At 73.4% G+C, this 14,048-nt stretch carries 11 protein-coding genes, 1 tRNA gene and 1 pseudogene; 10 read left to right on the top strand and 3 right to left on the bottom strand.

Going from position 1 to position 14,048, the window contains the following annotated elements; genetic code table 11:
• Complete coding sequence (locus tag BS83_RS22730; protein WP_037605406.1) at nt 1-1,440, top strand: NAD-dependent malic enzyme; 1,440 nt, start codon at nt 1-3, stop codon at nt 1,438-1,440.
• A 448-nt stretch (nt 1,441-1,888) separates the two neighbouring features.
• Entirely contained in the window at nt 1,889-2,170 is a 282-nt protein-coding gene (locus BS83_RS22725; protein WP_037605405.1) for an HU family DNA-binding protein, read from the top strand.
• 78 nt (nt 2,171-2,248) lie between these two features.
• On the opposite strand, the gene murA is transcribed toward BS83_RS22725, so the two are convergent.
• Nucleotides 2,249-3,580 carry a UDP-N-acetylglucosamine 1-carboxyvinyltransferase gene (murA, locus tag BS83_RS22720; protein ID WP_037605404.1) on the bottom strand — a complete coding sequence of 444 codons (1,332 nt, stop codon included), beginning with the start codon at nt 3,578-3,580 and terminating at the stop codon, nt 2,249-2,251.
• Between the two features lie 256 nt (nt 3,581-3,836).
• Here murA and BS83_RS22715 point away from each other — a divergent pair, with 256 nt between their 5' ends.
• From BS83_RS22715 to BS83_RS22685, 7 genes and pseudogenes are all read left to right on the top strand, one after another.
• Complete coding sequence (locus tag BS83_RS22715; protein WP_037605403.1) at nt 3,837-4,418, top strand: YqgE/AlgH family protein; 582 nt, start codon at nt 3,837-3,839, stop codon at nt 4,416-4,418.
• Between the two features lie 54 nt (nt 4,419-4,472).
• Nucleotides 4,473-4,769, top strand: a complete 297-nt coding sequence (locus BS83_RS22710; protein WP_037605402.1) for a DUF3039 domain-containing protein — start codon at nt 4,473-4,475, stop codon at nt 4,767-4,769.
• A 65-nt stretch (nt 4,770-4,834) separates the two neighbouring features.
• The gene (locus tag BS83_RS22705) at nt 4,835-6,496 is read left to right on the top strand and encodes a beta-N-acetylhexosaminidase (protein ID WP_037605401.1); all 1,662 of its coding nucleotides are present in this window, start codon (nt 4,835-4,837) and stop codon (nt 6,494-6,496) included.
• Between the two features lie 254 nt (nt 6,497-6,750).
• Nucleotides 6,751-7,617, top strand: coding sequence for an FAD binding domain-containing protein (locus BS83_RS46600; protein ID WP_084715051.1), 867 nt, complete (start codon nt 6,751-6,753; stop codon nt 7,615-7,617).
• 44 nt (nt 7,618-7,661) lie between these two features.
• Nucleotides 7,662-8,147: pseudogene (locus BS83_RS46595) on the top strand ((2Fe-2S)-binding protein); the annotation flags it as partial.
• A 1,046-nt stretch (nt 8,148-9,193) separates the two neighbouring features.
• Nucleotides 9,194-11,518 (top strand): xanthine dehydrogenase family protein molybdopterin-binding subunit, encoded by a 2,325-nt coding sequence (locus tag BS83_RS22690; protein ID WP_051945513.1) that lies wholly within the window; start codon nt 9,194-9,196, stop codon nt 11,516-11,518.
• A gap of 301 nt (nt 11,519-11,819) precedes the next feature.
• Complete coding sequence (locus BS83_RS22685; protein WP_037605400.1) at nt 11,820-12,134, top strand: hypothetical protein; 315 nt, start codon at nt 11,820-11,822, stop codon at nt 12,132-12,134.
• Here BS83_RS22685 and BS83_RS22680 read toward each other — a convergent pair.
• Nucleotides 12,097-12,405 (bottom strand): hypothetical protein, encoded by a 309-nt coding sequence (locus BS83_RS22680; RefSeq protein ID WP_157597284.1) that lies wholly within the window; start codon nt 12,403-12,405, stop codon nt 12,097-12,099. The genes BS83_RS22685 and BS83_RS22680 overlap by 38 nt on opposite strands.
• A gap of 36 nt (nt 12,406-12,441) precedes the next feature.
• Nucleotides 12,442-12,512, bottom strand: a tRNA-Cys gene (locus BS83_RS22675).
• 163 nt (nt 12,513-12,675) lie between these two features.
• Here BS83_RS22675 and BS83_RS22670 point away from each other — a divergent pair.
• Nucleotides 12,676-14,043 carry an MFS transporter gene (locus tag BS83_RS22670; protein ID WP_037605398.1) on the top strand — a complete coding sequence of 456 codons (1,368 nt, stop codon included), beginning with the start codon at nt 12,676-12,678 and terminating at the stop codon, nt 14,041-14,043.
• Nucleotides 14,044-14,048 lie beyond the last annotated feature (5 nt).

Below are 14,048 nucleotides of genomic sequence, written 5' to 3'. Positions count from 1 at the left end.
ATGGCGGCGGTTCCCAGTGTCTCCAACTCGATCACGGTGCGACTGGAGGTCCCGGCCCGCGGCAACGCGGTGAGCCAGATCACCACCTCCGTGGAGTCCTCCGGCGGGACCGTCACCGGCCTGGACGTGACCGCCTCCGGTCTGGAGTCGCTGCGCATCGACGTCACCATCGCCGCGGTCTCGGTCGCCCACGCCGACGAGATCGTCGAGAAGCTGCGGACCATCGAGGGCATCTCCATCGGCAAGGTCTCCGACCGCACCTTCCTGATGCACCTCGGTGGCAAGATCGAGATGTCGAGCAAGCTCCCGATCCGCAACCGTGACGACCTCTCGATGATCTACACGCCGGGCGTCGCCCGCGTCTGCATGGCCATCGCGGAGAACCCCGAGGACGCCCGCCGGCTCACCATCAAGCGCAACAGCGTCGCCGTGGTCACCGACGGCTCCGCGGTGCTGGGCCTGGGCAACATCGGCCCGAAGGCCGCGCTGCCGGTCATGGAGGGCAAGGCGGCCCTGTTCAAGCGCTTCGCCGGCATCGACGCGTGGCCGATCTGCCTGGACACCCAGGACAGCGACGAGATCGTGGCCATCGTCAAGGCGATCGCCCCCGGCTTCGCCGGCATCAACCTGGAGGACATCTCCGCCCCGCGCTGCTTCGAGATCGAGGCCCGCCTGCGCGAGGCCCTGGACATCCCGGTCTTCCACGACGACCAGCACGGCACCGCGATCGTGGTGCTCGCCGCGCTGACGAACGCGCTGCAGGTGGTCGGCAAGGAGATCGGCGACGTACGGGTGGTCATGTCGGGCGCGGGCGCGGCCGGCACGGCGATCCTGAAGCTGCTGATGGCGGCGGGCGTCGCGCACGCGACGGTGGCGGACGTGAAGGGCGTGGTCCACCTGGGCCGCGACGACCTCAACGACTCGCTGCGCTGGATCGCGGAGAACACCAACCGCAGCGGCCGCACGGGCTCGCTGAAGGAGGCCGTGCACGGCGCGGACGTCTTCATCGGCGTCTCGGCCCCGAACGTCCTGGACGGCGACGACATCGCCGCGATGGCGGACGACGCGATCGTCTTCGCCCTGGCCAACCCGGACCCGGAGATCGACCCGGCCGTGGCCCGTCAGACCGCGGCGGTGGTCGCCACGGGCCGCAGCGACTTCCCGAACCAGATCAACAACGTGCTGGTCTTCCCCGGCGTCTTCCGCGGCCTGCTGGACGCTCAGAGCCGCACGGTGAACACGGAGATGATGCTGGCCGCGGCGCGGGCGCTGGCCGCGACGGTGAGCGCGGAGGAGCGCAACGCGAACTACATCATCCCCAGCGTCTTCCACGCCGACGTGGCCAAGACGGTCGCCGCGGCCGTCCGCGAGGCGGCGGTCGCCGACGGCACCGCCCAGGCCCAGCTGTCCGAGACCGGCAGCATTCCCACCATCGGCTAGTCGCACCTCCGGGGGCGCGGGGCTCTGCTTGATCGCCTGCGTGCGCGACAAGCCACCCACGCAGGCGGAGGCCGGACGCGCGGGGCCATCCGCACAGGGTGGTGCCCCGCGCCGTTCCCCGCGCCCCCGGACGGCTCCTGTTTGGGGACTACGGAGCGCAACCGATACGGTGGACTCGGCGCGTCGTTTCCGACAGATGCGGAAACGTCGGCCTAAAGTGACCGGCGAGAGTCCGGGCGGAGCCGCTTGGCACCGTTCGTGTGACTCTCGCGGGTGCCGGATTCGCTTTACCGGCGGCAGTGGGGGCAGGATTCGTGCTCAGGCACACCCCATCGCCTGTCGGGACGCCACCACAGCCACGCTGAACGGTGGGTCGGCCCGGCAGCCGAGGCGGCGGTCCTCCGGGGCAGCCGAGGATCGCAACGCGACAGACCACAATGGAGTACACATGAACCGCAGTGAGCTGGTGGCCGCGCTCTCCGAGCGCGCCGAGGTGACCCGCAAGGACGCGGACGCCGTCCTCGCGGCTTTCGCCGAGGTCGTCGGCGACGTCGTCGCCAAGGGCGACGAGAAGGTCACCATCCCCGGCTTCCTGACCTTCGAGCGGACCCACCGTGCCGCTCGTACCGCCCGGAACCCGCAGACCGGCGACCCGATCAACATCCCGGCCGGCTTCAGCGTCAAGGTTTCCGCGGGCTCCAAGCTCAAGGAGGCCGCCAAGGGCAAGTGAGCCCTCGGCGTCTGACGCAGCGAGCCGGTCACCCCGCGTCAGCGGGGTGACCGGCTCGCTGCGTTGAGCCCGCGAACGCTACTTCGGCTCGCTCGGCAGCTCGATCTGCGCGCCGAGGGCCCTCAGCTTGTCCATGAAGTTCTCGTAGCCGCGGTTGATCAGCGCGATGCCGTGGACCTGCGAGGTCCCCTGCGCCGCCAGCGCCGCGATCAGGTACGAGAAGCCGCCGCGGAGGTCGGGGATGACCAGTTCGGCGCCCTGCAGCTTGGACGGGCCGGAGACGACGGCCGAGTGCAGGAAGTTGCGACGGCCGAAGCGGCACGGGGTGGCGCCCAGGCACTCGCGGTAGAGCTGGATGTGCGCGCCCATCAGGTTGAGCGCGGAGGTGAAGCCGAGCCGCGACTCGTACACCGTCTCGTGGACGATGGACAGGCCGGAGGCCTGCGTCAGCGCCACGACCAGCGGCTGCTGCCAGTCGGTCTGGAAGCCGGGGTGGACGTCCGTCTCCAGCGCGATGGCCTTGAGCTCGCCGCCAGGGTGCCAGAAGCGGATGCCCTCGTCGTCCACCGAGAAGGCGCCGCCGACCTTCCTGAAGGTGTTCAGGAAGGTCATCATCTCCAGCTGGCGCGCGCCGCGGACGTAGATGTCGCCCTGGGTGGCCAGCGCCGCGCACGCCCAGGAGGCCGCCTCCAGGCGGTCCGGCAGGGCGCGGTGGTTGTAGCCGCCGAGGCGGTCGACACCCGTGATCAGGATGGTGCGGTCGGTGCCCATCGAGATGATCGCGCCCATCTTCTGCAGCACGCAGATGAGGTCCACGATCTCCGGCTCGATGGCCGCGTTCGCCAGCTCGGTGACGCCCTCGGCCAGCACCGCCGTCAGCAGCACCTGCTCCGTCGCCCCGACCGAGGGGTACGGGAGCTCGATCTTGCAGCCGCGCAGCCGCTGCGGCGCGGTCAGCACCGTGCCCTGCGGGTGCTTCTCGATGACCGCGCCGAACTGCCGCAGCACGTCGAAGTGGAAGTCGACCGGGCGTCCGCCGATGTCGCAGCCGCCGAGGCCGGGGATGAACGCGTGGCCCAGCCGGTGCAGCAGCGGGCCGCAGAAGAGGATCGGGATGCGCGAGGAGCCCGCGTGCGCGTCGATGTCGGCGACGTTCGCGCTCTCGACGTAGGTCGGGTCGAGGACGAGCTCGCCCTCCTCGTCGCCGGCGCGGACGGTGACGCCGTGCAGCTGCAGCAGGCCGCGCACGACCTTCACGTCGCGGATGTCCGGCACGTTGCGGAGCCGGCTGGGCTCGTGGCCCAGGAGTGCGGCCACCATGGCCTTCGGCACGAGATTCTTCGCGCCGCGGACACGGATCTCGCCCTCGAGCGGCGTGCCGCCGTGGACGATCAGGACATCGTCGGTCATGTTCTCGCGATCCTGGGGTGGTCGGGGTGGCGGAGGTGGGACGGTCGAGCGGGTGTGCAAGGGTGTGCGCACCCTGAGAGATGGTAGTGGCCCGAACCGTGGTTCCTTACGGCCGCAAAAACGCTGCGCCCCTGGCGGGAGCGCGTATGGGCCCTGGGCGGCTGTGGGGAAGCTCTCATTCCGGCTGTCCCCGGCGCAAGAGCAGGTCCGGGACCCGCTGCGCGTTCTGGCGCGCGCACGGGCCGGTTGCGGGATCATGTCTGGCATGACGGAGCCCGTCTCGCTCACGGGCCGCCTGCTGGTGGCCACGCCCGCACTGACCGATCCGAACTTCGACCGCGCGGTCGTGCTGCTGCTCGACCACGACGTGGAGGGCAGCCTCGGCGTCGTGCTGAACCGCCCGACGCCGGTCGAGGTGGGCGCGGTGCTGGAGTCCTGGGCCGATCTGGCGGGGGACCCGGCCGTGGTCTTCCAGGGCGGTCCGGTGGGGCTCGACTCGGCGTTGGCGCTGGCCGTGGTGCCGGGGGAGCATCCCGGCGAGGAGGAGGTGCTCGGCTGGCGCCGGGTGCACGGGGCGATCGGCCTGGTGGACCTGGAGGCCCCGCCGGAGCTGCTCGCGGCGGAGCTCGGCGGGCTGCGCGTCTTCGCCGGCTACGCGGGCTGGGCCCCCGGCCAGCTGGAGGACGAGCTGCTGGAGGGCGCCTGGTACGTCGTGGACTCCGAGCCCGGCGACGTCTCCGCACCCGACCCCGAGCGCCTGTGGCGCGCGGTGCTGCGCCGCCAGCGCGGCGAGCTGGCGCTCGTGGCGACGTACCCGGACGATCCGAGCCTCAACTGACTCGGCGGCCCCGCGCCGACTCGTTCGGCGCGGTCGGAACTAGACTTGCCCGGCATGAGCACCCTTGAGCCCGAGCGCGTCACCGGAACCGGCACCGGCACGTTGATCGAGGAGGTCCCGCAGACCTCCCACGGCGACGGCGACCACGAGCGCTTCGCCCACTACGCGGACAAGAACAAGATCATGGAGAGCGCGCTCTCCGGCACGCCTGTGGTCGCGCTCTGCGGCAAGGTCTGGGTGCCGAGCCGCGACCCGAAGAAGTACCCCGTCTGTCCCCTCTGCAAGGAGATCTGGGAGGGCATGGGTCCCGGTGGCGACAAGGGCAAGGACAAGGGCGGCGACAAGCAGTAAAGGTCCCTGACGAAAAGGGCCTTTCGCCGGTGGTTCGGACGGCGGCGGCGCGGCAGGATGAGGCCATGCTGATTCCCGCGCCGCAGTCCTTCGCCGATCCCGCCGCGCCGGGCCGGTTCGCGCTCACCGAGACCACCCCGCTGGACGCCGCGCCGGGCACGGAGGGCGTCGCCGTCTGGCTCCGCGCCGAGCTCGGCGCGGCCGTCGGGCTGGCCTTGCCCCCGGGCGGTGGCGGCGTCCGGCTGGCCCTGGACCCGGCCCTGGGCGCGGAGGGCTACCGGCTGGTCGTGGACGCGGACGGCATCGGGCTCGTGGGCGGCAGCGCCGCCGGGGTGTTCTGGGCCGCGCAGACCCTGCGGCAGCTGCTGGGCCCGGACGCATTCCGGCGGGCGCAGGTCCGGCCCGGCCCCGACGGCTGGTCGCTGCCGCACCTCACCGTGCAGGACGCGCCACGGTTCGGCTGGCGGGGTGTACTGCTGGACGTCGCCCGGCACTTCCTGCCCAAGGCGGACGTGCTGCGTTACCTCGACCTGCTGGCCGCCCACAAGCTCAACGTGCTGCACCTGCACCTGACCGACGACCAGGGCTGGCGGGTCGAGATCGCGCGCTACCCCCGGCTGACCGAGGTCGGCGCCTCCCGCGACCGCTCGATGGTCGGCTTCCGCGACGGCAACCGCCGCGACGACCGCCCGCACGGCGGCTACTACACCCAGGACGACCTGCGCGAGATCGTGGCCTACGCCGCCGCCCGGCACATCACCGTGGTCCCCGAGATCGACATCCCCGGCCACTCGCAGGCCGCGATCGCCTCCTATCCCGAGCTCGGCAACCACGACGTCGTCGACACCGCGGCCCTGCGCACCTGGACGGACTGGGGCGTCAACCCGAACGTGCTCAACGTCGAGGACGCCACGCTGCGCTTCTACGAGAACGTCCTCACCGAGATCCTGGAGATCTTCCCGTCCGACTTCGTGCACCTCGGCGGCGACGAGTGCCCCAAGGAGCAGTGGCGCGCCAGTGCCGCCGCGCAGGCCAGGATCAAGCAGGAGGGGCTGGCCGGCGAGGACGAGCTGCAGAGCTGGTTCATCCGTCACTTCGACCGCTGGCTGGCCGACCGCGGGCGTCGGCTGATCGGCTGGGACGAGATCCTCGAAGGCGGTGGCCGAGCCGAAGGGAGCGTCGACGGCGGGTCAGGAGCGCCCGGAGGAGAGGTCACCAAGTTGGGCTTGGCCCCCGGGGCCGCCGTCTCCTCGTGGCGCGGCTACGAGGGCGGGATCGCCGCCGCGCGGGCGGGACATGACGTGGTGATGTGTCCCGAGCAGTACGTCTATCTGGACCACCGCCAGTCGGCTGACGCCGACGAACCGATTCCGGTGGGCTACGTGCGCACCCTGGAGGACGTCTACCGCTACGAGCCGGTGCCGCCGGAGCTCCGTCAGGACGGTGAGGCGGCCCGGCACGTGATCGGCACTCAGGCGAATCTGTGGACCGAGTTCATGGACGACGTCCGCGAGGTCGACTACCACGCGTTCCCGCGCCTCGCCGCCTTCGCCGAGGTCGCCTGGTCCGAGCTGCCGCGCGATCCCGAGGCCCGCGACTGGGACGGCTTCGCCGCCCGGATGGAGACGCACTACGCGAGGCTCGACGCGCTCGGCGTGGAGTACCGGCGACCCGAGGGGCCCCGCCCCTGGCAGCGCCGTCCGGGCGTGCTCGGCCGCCCGCTGTAGCCCCGGTCCGCGCGCGACCGCGACGGACGGGCACGCGGGAACCGGCGCGTGCGCTCGGCTCCGCCCGTTGGGGCCCGGTTCCCCGCGCCCCTGGGGGTAGTGCCCGCTTCCCCGCTTGCCCCGGTGTGCCACAGTGGTGCTTCCACGCCACCACAGGAGGGTGCGCAGCAGGTGCGTTTCCACGTACCGTACGGCCAGGAGGGTGGCGGCGTGAGCGGCCCGAGCACGGTGGGACACGAGTGAACCAGACGATCATGCTCCCGGCCTCGCTGGACGAGGCCGTCAGCGCATTGGCGGCGTCGCCGGGCGCGGTGCCGGTCGCGGGCGGGACCGACCTGATGGGCGCGGTCAACGCCGGGCTGCTGCGCCCCATGGCGCTGCTCGGGCTGGGGCGCGTCACCGAGCTCAGGGGCTGGCAGTACCAGGACGGCGCGGCGCTGCTCGGCGCCGGCCTGACCCACGCGCGCATGGCCCGCCCCGACTTCGCCGCGCTGATCCCGGCGCTCGCCGAGGCCGCGGGCACCGTCGGCCCGCCGCAGGTGCGCAACGTCGGCACGCTGGGCGGCAACATCGTCAGCGCGCATCCGGCCGGGGACACGCTGCCGGTGCTGTCCGCTCTCGAGGCGACGGTCACCCTGATCGGGCCCGAAGGTGGGCGAGAAGTGGCGGTCAGTCACCTTCTGACCGGTTTGGACCCCCTGCGTGCGGGCGAGTTGCTGGCTTTTGTCCGAGTTCCGCTGCTGCACGCCCCCCAGGTCTTCCTCAAGTCCGGCGGCCGGACCGGCCCCGCCCGCGCCGTGGCCTCGGTCGCCCTGGTGCTCGATCCGGCGCGGCGCGCCGTGCGCTGCGCCGTGGGCGCCGTCGCGCCGGTCCCGCTGCGCCCGCTGGAGGCCGAGCAGTGGGTGGCCGGCTGCATCGACTGGGACGGCGAACGGACCGTGGACCCGGCGGTGGCGCAGGCCTTCGGCGAGTACGTCGCCTCCGCCTGCGTCCCCGACGCCGCGGAGGAGTCCGGCGCCCAGGGAGCCGGGGCACTGCAGAACCCGGCGGCCGCCGCCCAACGGCTCAGGCGTACCGTCTCCGTACTGGCCCGCCGCGCACTCGGGAGGGCGCTGAAGTGACGGATTATCTGACCGCCTCGCTGGGGTTCGGCGCGGAGGACTCGCCGCGCGCCTCCTACACGCTCCGGGTCAACGGCCTGGAGCGCCCGGTCAACGACGCGTGGATCGGCGAGAGCCTGCTCTACGTGCTGCGGGAACGGCTCGGCCTCGCGGGCGCCAAGGGCGGCTGCGAACAGGGCGAGTGCGGCGCGTGCTCGGTGCAGGTCGACGGCCAGCTGACGTCCGCCTGCCTGGTGCCGGCGGCGCTCGCGGCCGGGGTCGAGATCCGCACGGTCGAGGGCCTGGCCGAGGAGGGCGTGCCCTCCGACGTGCAGCAGGCGCTGGCCGACAGCGGCGCGGTGCAGTGCGGCTACTGCGCGCCGGGCCTCGCCATGGCCGTGCACGACCTGCTGGAGCGCAACCACCACCCCAGCGAGCTCGAGGCCCGCCAGGCGCTCTGCGGCAACCTCTGCCGCTGCACCGGCTACCAGGGCGCGCTGGCCGCGGTCCAGGCGGTCGCGGAGGCGCGCACCGAGGCGGCGGAGGAGGACGGCGACAGCGCGGACTCCTCGCCGGCCGGAGCGGGCTACTTCGGCGAGGGTCCCGTCGACGGGCTGATCGAGGCGACCTCCCCGGTGGAGGAACTGGTCCCGCTGCCCATCCCGGTGCTGGACGAGTCGGGCTTCGACCCGCTGGACGACGACGGGGAGGACGAACTGCCGGTCTACGTCGACGTGCCCCCGCAGCACGGCGGCTACGGCTACGGCACGCCCCAGGACACCGGCTACGGCGACCAGGGCTACGGGGACCAGGGGTACGGCGGCCACGACGGTTCCGGCTACGGCCAGGGCCCCTATCCCGGCGGCCCGTTCGGCGGGCGGTTCCCCGGCCAGGCCGACGGCCCCGGCTCGCGCAGCGCGGCGGGATCGATCCAGTTCACGGAGACGGCCGAGGCCGTCGGCTCGCTGCTGGTCGACTCCCCGCCGACGGAGCAGCAGGCGCCCCCGCAGGAGTCCGCGGCCGAACGGAGCGGCGAGCTCCGCCTCGGCGCCGCGCTCGGCGCGGGACTGCGCGCGCAGTCAGTCGCCGCCCGGCTGCGCGCCGGCGCGGACGTCACGGCGGCCGCCGCGTCCCTGGAGTCGCTCGGGGCGGACGCCACGGGCTCGTTCCGGGTCGACGCGCTGCGGAACGAGCACGCCGCGGGCTTCCAGCCCGCCGCCGACGCGACGGCCTTCGGCGGCGCGGACTTCGGTGGCACGGAGACCACAGGCTCGTTCCGGATCGACGCGCTGCACGGCGAGGCTCAGCCGGCCGGCGGCCCTGCCGCCGAGGCGGAGGGCTATCACTACGGCGGACCCGTCCCCGGCTACGCCGATCCCGCGACGTCGCTCGATCCCACGACCGGCGTGTATGTCCTGCCCCACCAGCACGGCCAGGAGAACGGTTCGTGACCACCCCCTCCGCCCCCTCAGGGTCGTCCGGCGAGGACACGCTCACCAGCGCGACGACGGTGCGCGAGGGCGCGCCCGGCAGCGCCACCGGCGCCGCGCTCGGCGGGATCCTGCTCGGCGCGCCGGCGACGGCGAGCACCGCGACGCTGCCCGCGGGCGAGGTCACCGCGACCGCGCCCGTCCAGCGCCTCGCCGAGCACGGCCCGACCGGCGGGGGCATCGGCGCCTCCCCGCTGCGCGAGGACGCCGCCGCGAAGGCGATGGGGGTCTACCCCTACGCGGCCGACCTGTGGGCCGAGGGCCTCCTGTGGGGTGCGCTGGCCCGCTCGCCCTACGCGCACGCCCGTATCGTCAGCATCGACACCCGCCCGGCCCTGGCGGTGCCGGGCGTCTACGCCGTGCTCACCGCGGACGATCTTCCGGCCGGCCCCGACGGCACGCCCGGCGGTTCGCCCACCGGTCCCGTCGTCGCCGACCGGCCCGTGCTGGCGGCCGGGGTGGTGCGCCACCACGGCGAGCCCTTCGCCGCCGTGGCCGCCGACCACCCCGACACCGCACGGCTGGCCGCCGCCGCGATCATGGTCGAGTGGGAGCCGCTGCCGCCGCTGACCGACCCCGAGCAGGCCTTCCAGGCCCCGCCGCTGCACCCGGACGGCAACGTCTTCCGCCAGCTGCCGATCCGCTTCGGCGACCCCGAGGTCGTCGGCGAGGTGGTCGTCGAGGGCATGTACCAGGTGGGCCGTCAGGACCCGGCGCCGATCGGCGCCGAGGCCGGGCTCGCGGTCCCCCGCCCGGACGGCGGGGTCGAACTGCACGTCGCCTCCACCGACCCGCACGGCGACCGCGACCGTGCCGCCGCCTGCTTGGGCATCGAGCCCGACCGGGTCAGGCTCGTCGTCTCCGGCGTCCCCGGCGCCACCGCCGACCGGGACGACCTCGGCTTCCAGGCCACCCTCGCGCTGCTGGCGATCCGCACCGGCCATCCGGTCAAGATGTCGCTGACCCGTGAGGAGTCCTTCCTCACCCACGCCCACCGGCACCCCACGCTGCTGCGCTACCGCCACCACGCCGACGCCGAGGGCCGCCTGGTCAAGGTCGAGGCGCAGATCCTGCTGGACGGCGGCGCCTACGCGGACGTCTCCAGCGAGGTGCTGGCCGCCGCCGCGGCGATGGCCGCGGGACCGTACGTCGTCCCGCACGTCTTCGTCGACGCCTGGGCGGTGCGCACCAACAACCCGCCCGCCGGGCGGATGCGCGGCGAGGGCGCGCTGCAGGTCTGCTTCGCGTACGAGTCGCAGCTGGACCGGCTCGCCGCCGCGCTCGACCTCAGCGCCCTGGAGATCCGCCGCCGCAACGTGATGGCGACGGGCGACCTGCTGCCGACCGGACAGGCCGTCACCTGCCCGGCCCCCGTCCGCGAGCTGCTGGACGCGGTCGCGGACGAGCCGCTGCCGCCGCTGCCGGTCGACCGGCCGGACGCGGAGTGGCTGCTGCCCGAGGGCCCCGGCGGCGCGGGCGACCCCGCGGCGGTCCGGCGCGGGATCGGCTACGCGGTCGGCATGGTGCACATGCTCGGCATCGAGGGCACGGACGAGGTCGCCACGGCGTCGGTGCGGGTGACCGGCTCCCAGGCGTCGGTGATCTGCGCGGCGGTGGACCCCGGCACCGGCTTCGCCACGCTGGCCAAGCAGATCGTCCAGGAGATCCTGGGCGTGGACGAGGTCTACATCGCCCCGGTCGACACCGACCAACCCGCGGCGGGCCCGTCGGCCCGCGGCCGGCAGACGTGGGTGGCCGGCGGCGCGGTCGAGCGGGCGGCGCTGATGGTCCGCCAGCAGCTGCTGCAGCCGCTGGCGGCGCGGTTCGCGATGTCGCCGGAGCTGCTGAGCATCAAGGACGGTCGGATCACCTCCTACGACGGCGTGCTCGGCATGCCGGTGCTCGAAGCGCTGGAGGGCAAGGACCTCTGGGCGACGGCGCAGTGCCGGCCGCACCCGACCGAGCCGCTGGACCCGGAGACGGGCCAGGGCGACGCCTTCGTCAGCATCGGGTTCTGCGCGATGCGGGCGGTCGTGGACGTGGACATCGAGCTGGGCACGGTCCGGGTCGTCGAGGTCACGGCGGCGCAGGACGTCGGCCGCGCGCTGAACCCGCGGCAGATCGCGGCGCGGGTGGAGGCGGGCGTGACGCAGGGGCTCGGCCTGGCCCTGATGGAGGAACTGGCCGTCGGCGACGGCCGCCTGCTCGCCCCGAACTTCGTCGGCTACCGCCTGCCCACGTCCCTGGACGCCCCGGACATCCGCGTGGCGGCCCTCGTCGAGGACCGCGACGTGGTGGCCCCCTTCGGCGCGAAGGCCGTCGGCGCGGCGTCCGCGGCGGTGGCCCCGGCGGCCATCGCCTCCGCGGTCCGCGCCGCGACGGGCATGCCGGTCACCCGTCTCCCCATCCGCCCGGAAGACGCAGCGGTCTAGCCCCGCAGGGGCGCGGGGAACTGCGCGCCTTCGGCGCGTGGACGCGGGACTGCCAGCAAAGGGCGAGTTGCACCCCTGGAGGCTGCAACGCACTCTCTCATCGCAATCGGGACGGAACGTTTATCGGGCTCTCATCGCCGGTGGGAAGTGTGACTGTCGTAGGCGGAAGACGAACACGACGGGAGAACGACCATGATCCTGAACGCGGCATCCAAGCGCCCCGGCGAGGCTCCGCTGCGTCGGCTGAACCCCAGGAGCGGGACCGTCGTCGTCCCCCGCGCCGGGAAGAAGTGACACGCCGATGACCACCGTCGCGCCCGCGAAGCCCTGTGGCGTCACGGAGACCCTGCGCCTGCTGCGCGCGCAGGCCTGTGACTGCAGTGGGGATCTGCCCCGCATCGCCGACGCGCTCGCGGACCTGAGCCGGCCGGGGGCGTTCGACACCGTCGTGCGCTGGGCGACGCAGTCCCAGGCCCGGGGCCGCTGTCGGCACGCGGACGCCGCCGCGCGGCTGCTGATCGCCGCGATGGCGGCGTATCCCGGCGACTTCGAGGCCCACGCCGCGGGCACCGCGCGCGTCACCGGTCCGCTGTCGACCGGTGGCGTACGTAGCTGACGACGCCGGTCAGCAGATAGCTGGCGGACAACGTGGTCGAGCCGACGATCGGGTCGACGGTGGCGAGGCCGGTGCCGAGGATGACGGCCAGGTAGAGGACCATGCCGCCGGCGGGAAGCAGGGAGACCCAGGGCGCCGCGGGGCTGCCGTAGTCGCGGAACCAGGGCAGGTAGCCCAGGGCGGCCTCGTACCCGCTGATCTTCCGCCCCAGCCACCATCCGGTCAGCCCGAAACCGACGCCCAGCATGAGCAGCGTCATCCAATCCCCCATGGGGGGATTGCACCGCCGCCCCCGTGAGGGGTCAAGAGCCCATGACCGGATTCGAACCGGTGACTACCGCTTTGCAGGCGGTTCCCTTACCGCTCGGGTACACGGGCCAGTCGTTCTCGCGTTGTTCCTTGCTGCTGAGAAAGACCGTAGGGGAGTGCCCCCGGGGGCGGTCAACGCTTGCGGGCGAGGCTTCGTCGGGGGCCACGCGACCGTCATGAAGGGCAACAAAAGACAGGGGCGTTCTTCGCCACCACCCCTTACACTCGGTCAGTGACCACCCTCACCCGTCCCACCGACACCGACGCGTCCTCCGCCGGGATCCTCGACCGCCCGTTCCGCATGCTCACCGTCGGGATCGTGGCCTGCGTGCTGCTGATCGCCTTCGAGGCGATGGCGGTCAACACGGCCATGCCGGTCGCCGCCAAGGCGCTGCACGGGGTGGGGCTGTACGCCTTCGCGTTCACCGGGTTCTTCACCTCCAGCCTGCTGGCCATGGTGGTCTCGGGGGAGTGGTGCGACAAGCGCGGGCCGATGGTCCCGCTCGGGGTCGGGATCGCGGTGTTCGGGGCGGGGCTGGTGCTCGCCGGGACGGCGACGACGATGTGGACCTTCGTCGGCGGGCGGGTGACCCAGGGGTTCGGGGCCGGGTTGGTGATCGTCGCGCTGTACGTGGTCGTCGGGCTGCGCTACCCGGAGCGGCTGCGGCCCAAGGTGTTCGCGGCCTTCGCCGCCTCGTGGGTGCTGCCGTCGGTGATCGGTCCGCTGGTGGCCGGCACGGTGACGCAGCACGTGGGGTGGCGCTGGGTGTTCCTGTCGATACCGGTCCTGATCGTCGCGCCGCTGGTGCTGATGCTGCCGCAGCTGCGCGGACTGCGCGGCGGCGACGCGGTCGGGGAGCCGCTGGACCGTAGGCGGCTGTGGCTGGCGCTCGCGCTCTCCGTGGGGGCGGGGTTGCTGCAGTACGCCGGGCAGCGGCTGGACGTGTGGTCGCTGCCGCCTGCGGTCGTGGGCGCCGCGCTGCTGGTCCCGGCCGCGCTGCGGCTGCTGCCGCGCGGGACCTTCCGCGCCCGGCGCGGACTGCCGACCGTGATCCTGCTGCGCGGCGTCGCCGCGGGTGCGTTCATCTCCGCCGAGGCGTTCATCCCGCTGATGCTGGTCACCCAGCACGGCTACTCGCCCACCTTCGCCGGGCTCTCGCTCGCGGGAGGCGGCGTCTCCTGGGCGGGAGGCTCCTGGCTCCAGGGGCGGCCGTGGGCGGAGCCCCACCGGCTGCGGCTGGTCCAGGCGGGTCTGGCCGCCGCGGCGGTCTCGGTCGCGCTGGTCGCCCTCGCGTCGCAGCCGTCCGCCCCGGCGCCGCTGGTCGCGGCCGCCTGGGCGCTCGGCGGGGCCGGAATGGGGCTGGCGATCGCCAGCATCGGGGTGCTGATGTTCTCCCTGTCCGCTCCCGAGGAGACCGGGGCCAACTCGGCGTCGCTGCAGGTCAGCGACGCGCTGGGGAACATCGTCTGCACCGGCCTCGCGGGCGTGCTGTTCACCGTGCTGGGCACCGGCACGACCTCCGGTTTCACCGCGGTCTTCGTCGCGATGACGGCCTTCATGGTGGTCGGCGTCGCGGTCTGCGGCCGCGCCCGCTCCTGACGGGC

The sequence above is a fragment of the Streptacidiphilus rugosus AM-16 genome (genome assembly GCF_000744655.1).
GTDB classification, from domain to species: Bacteria; Actinomycetota; Actinomycetes; order Streptomycetales; family Streptomycetaceae; genus Streptacidiphilus; species Streptacidiphilus rugosus.
Note: the sequence above shows the minus strand (reverse complement) of the source record. Positions and strands in the feature narration are given on the sequence as shown.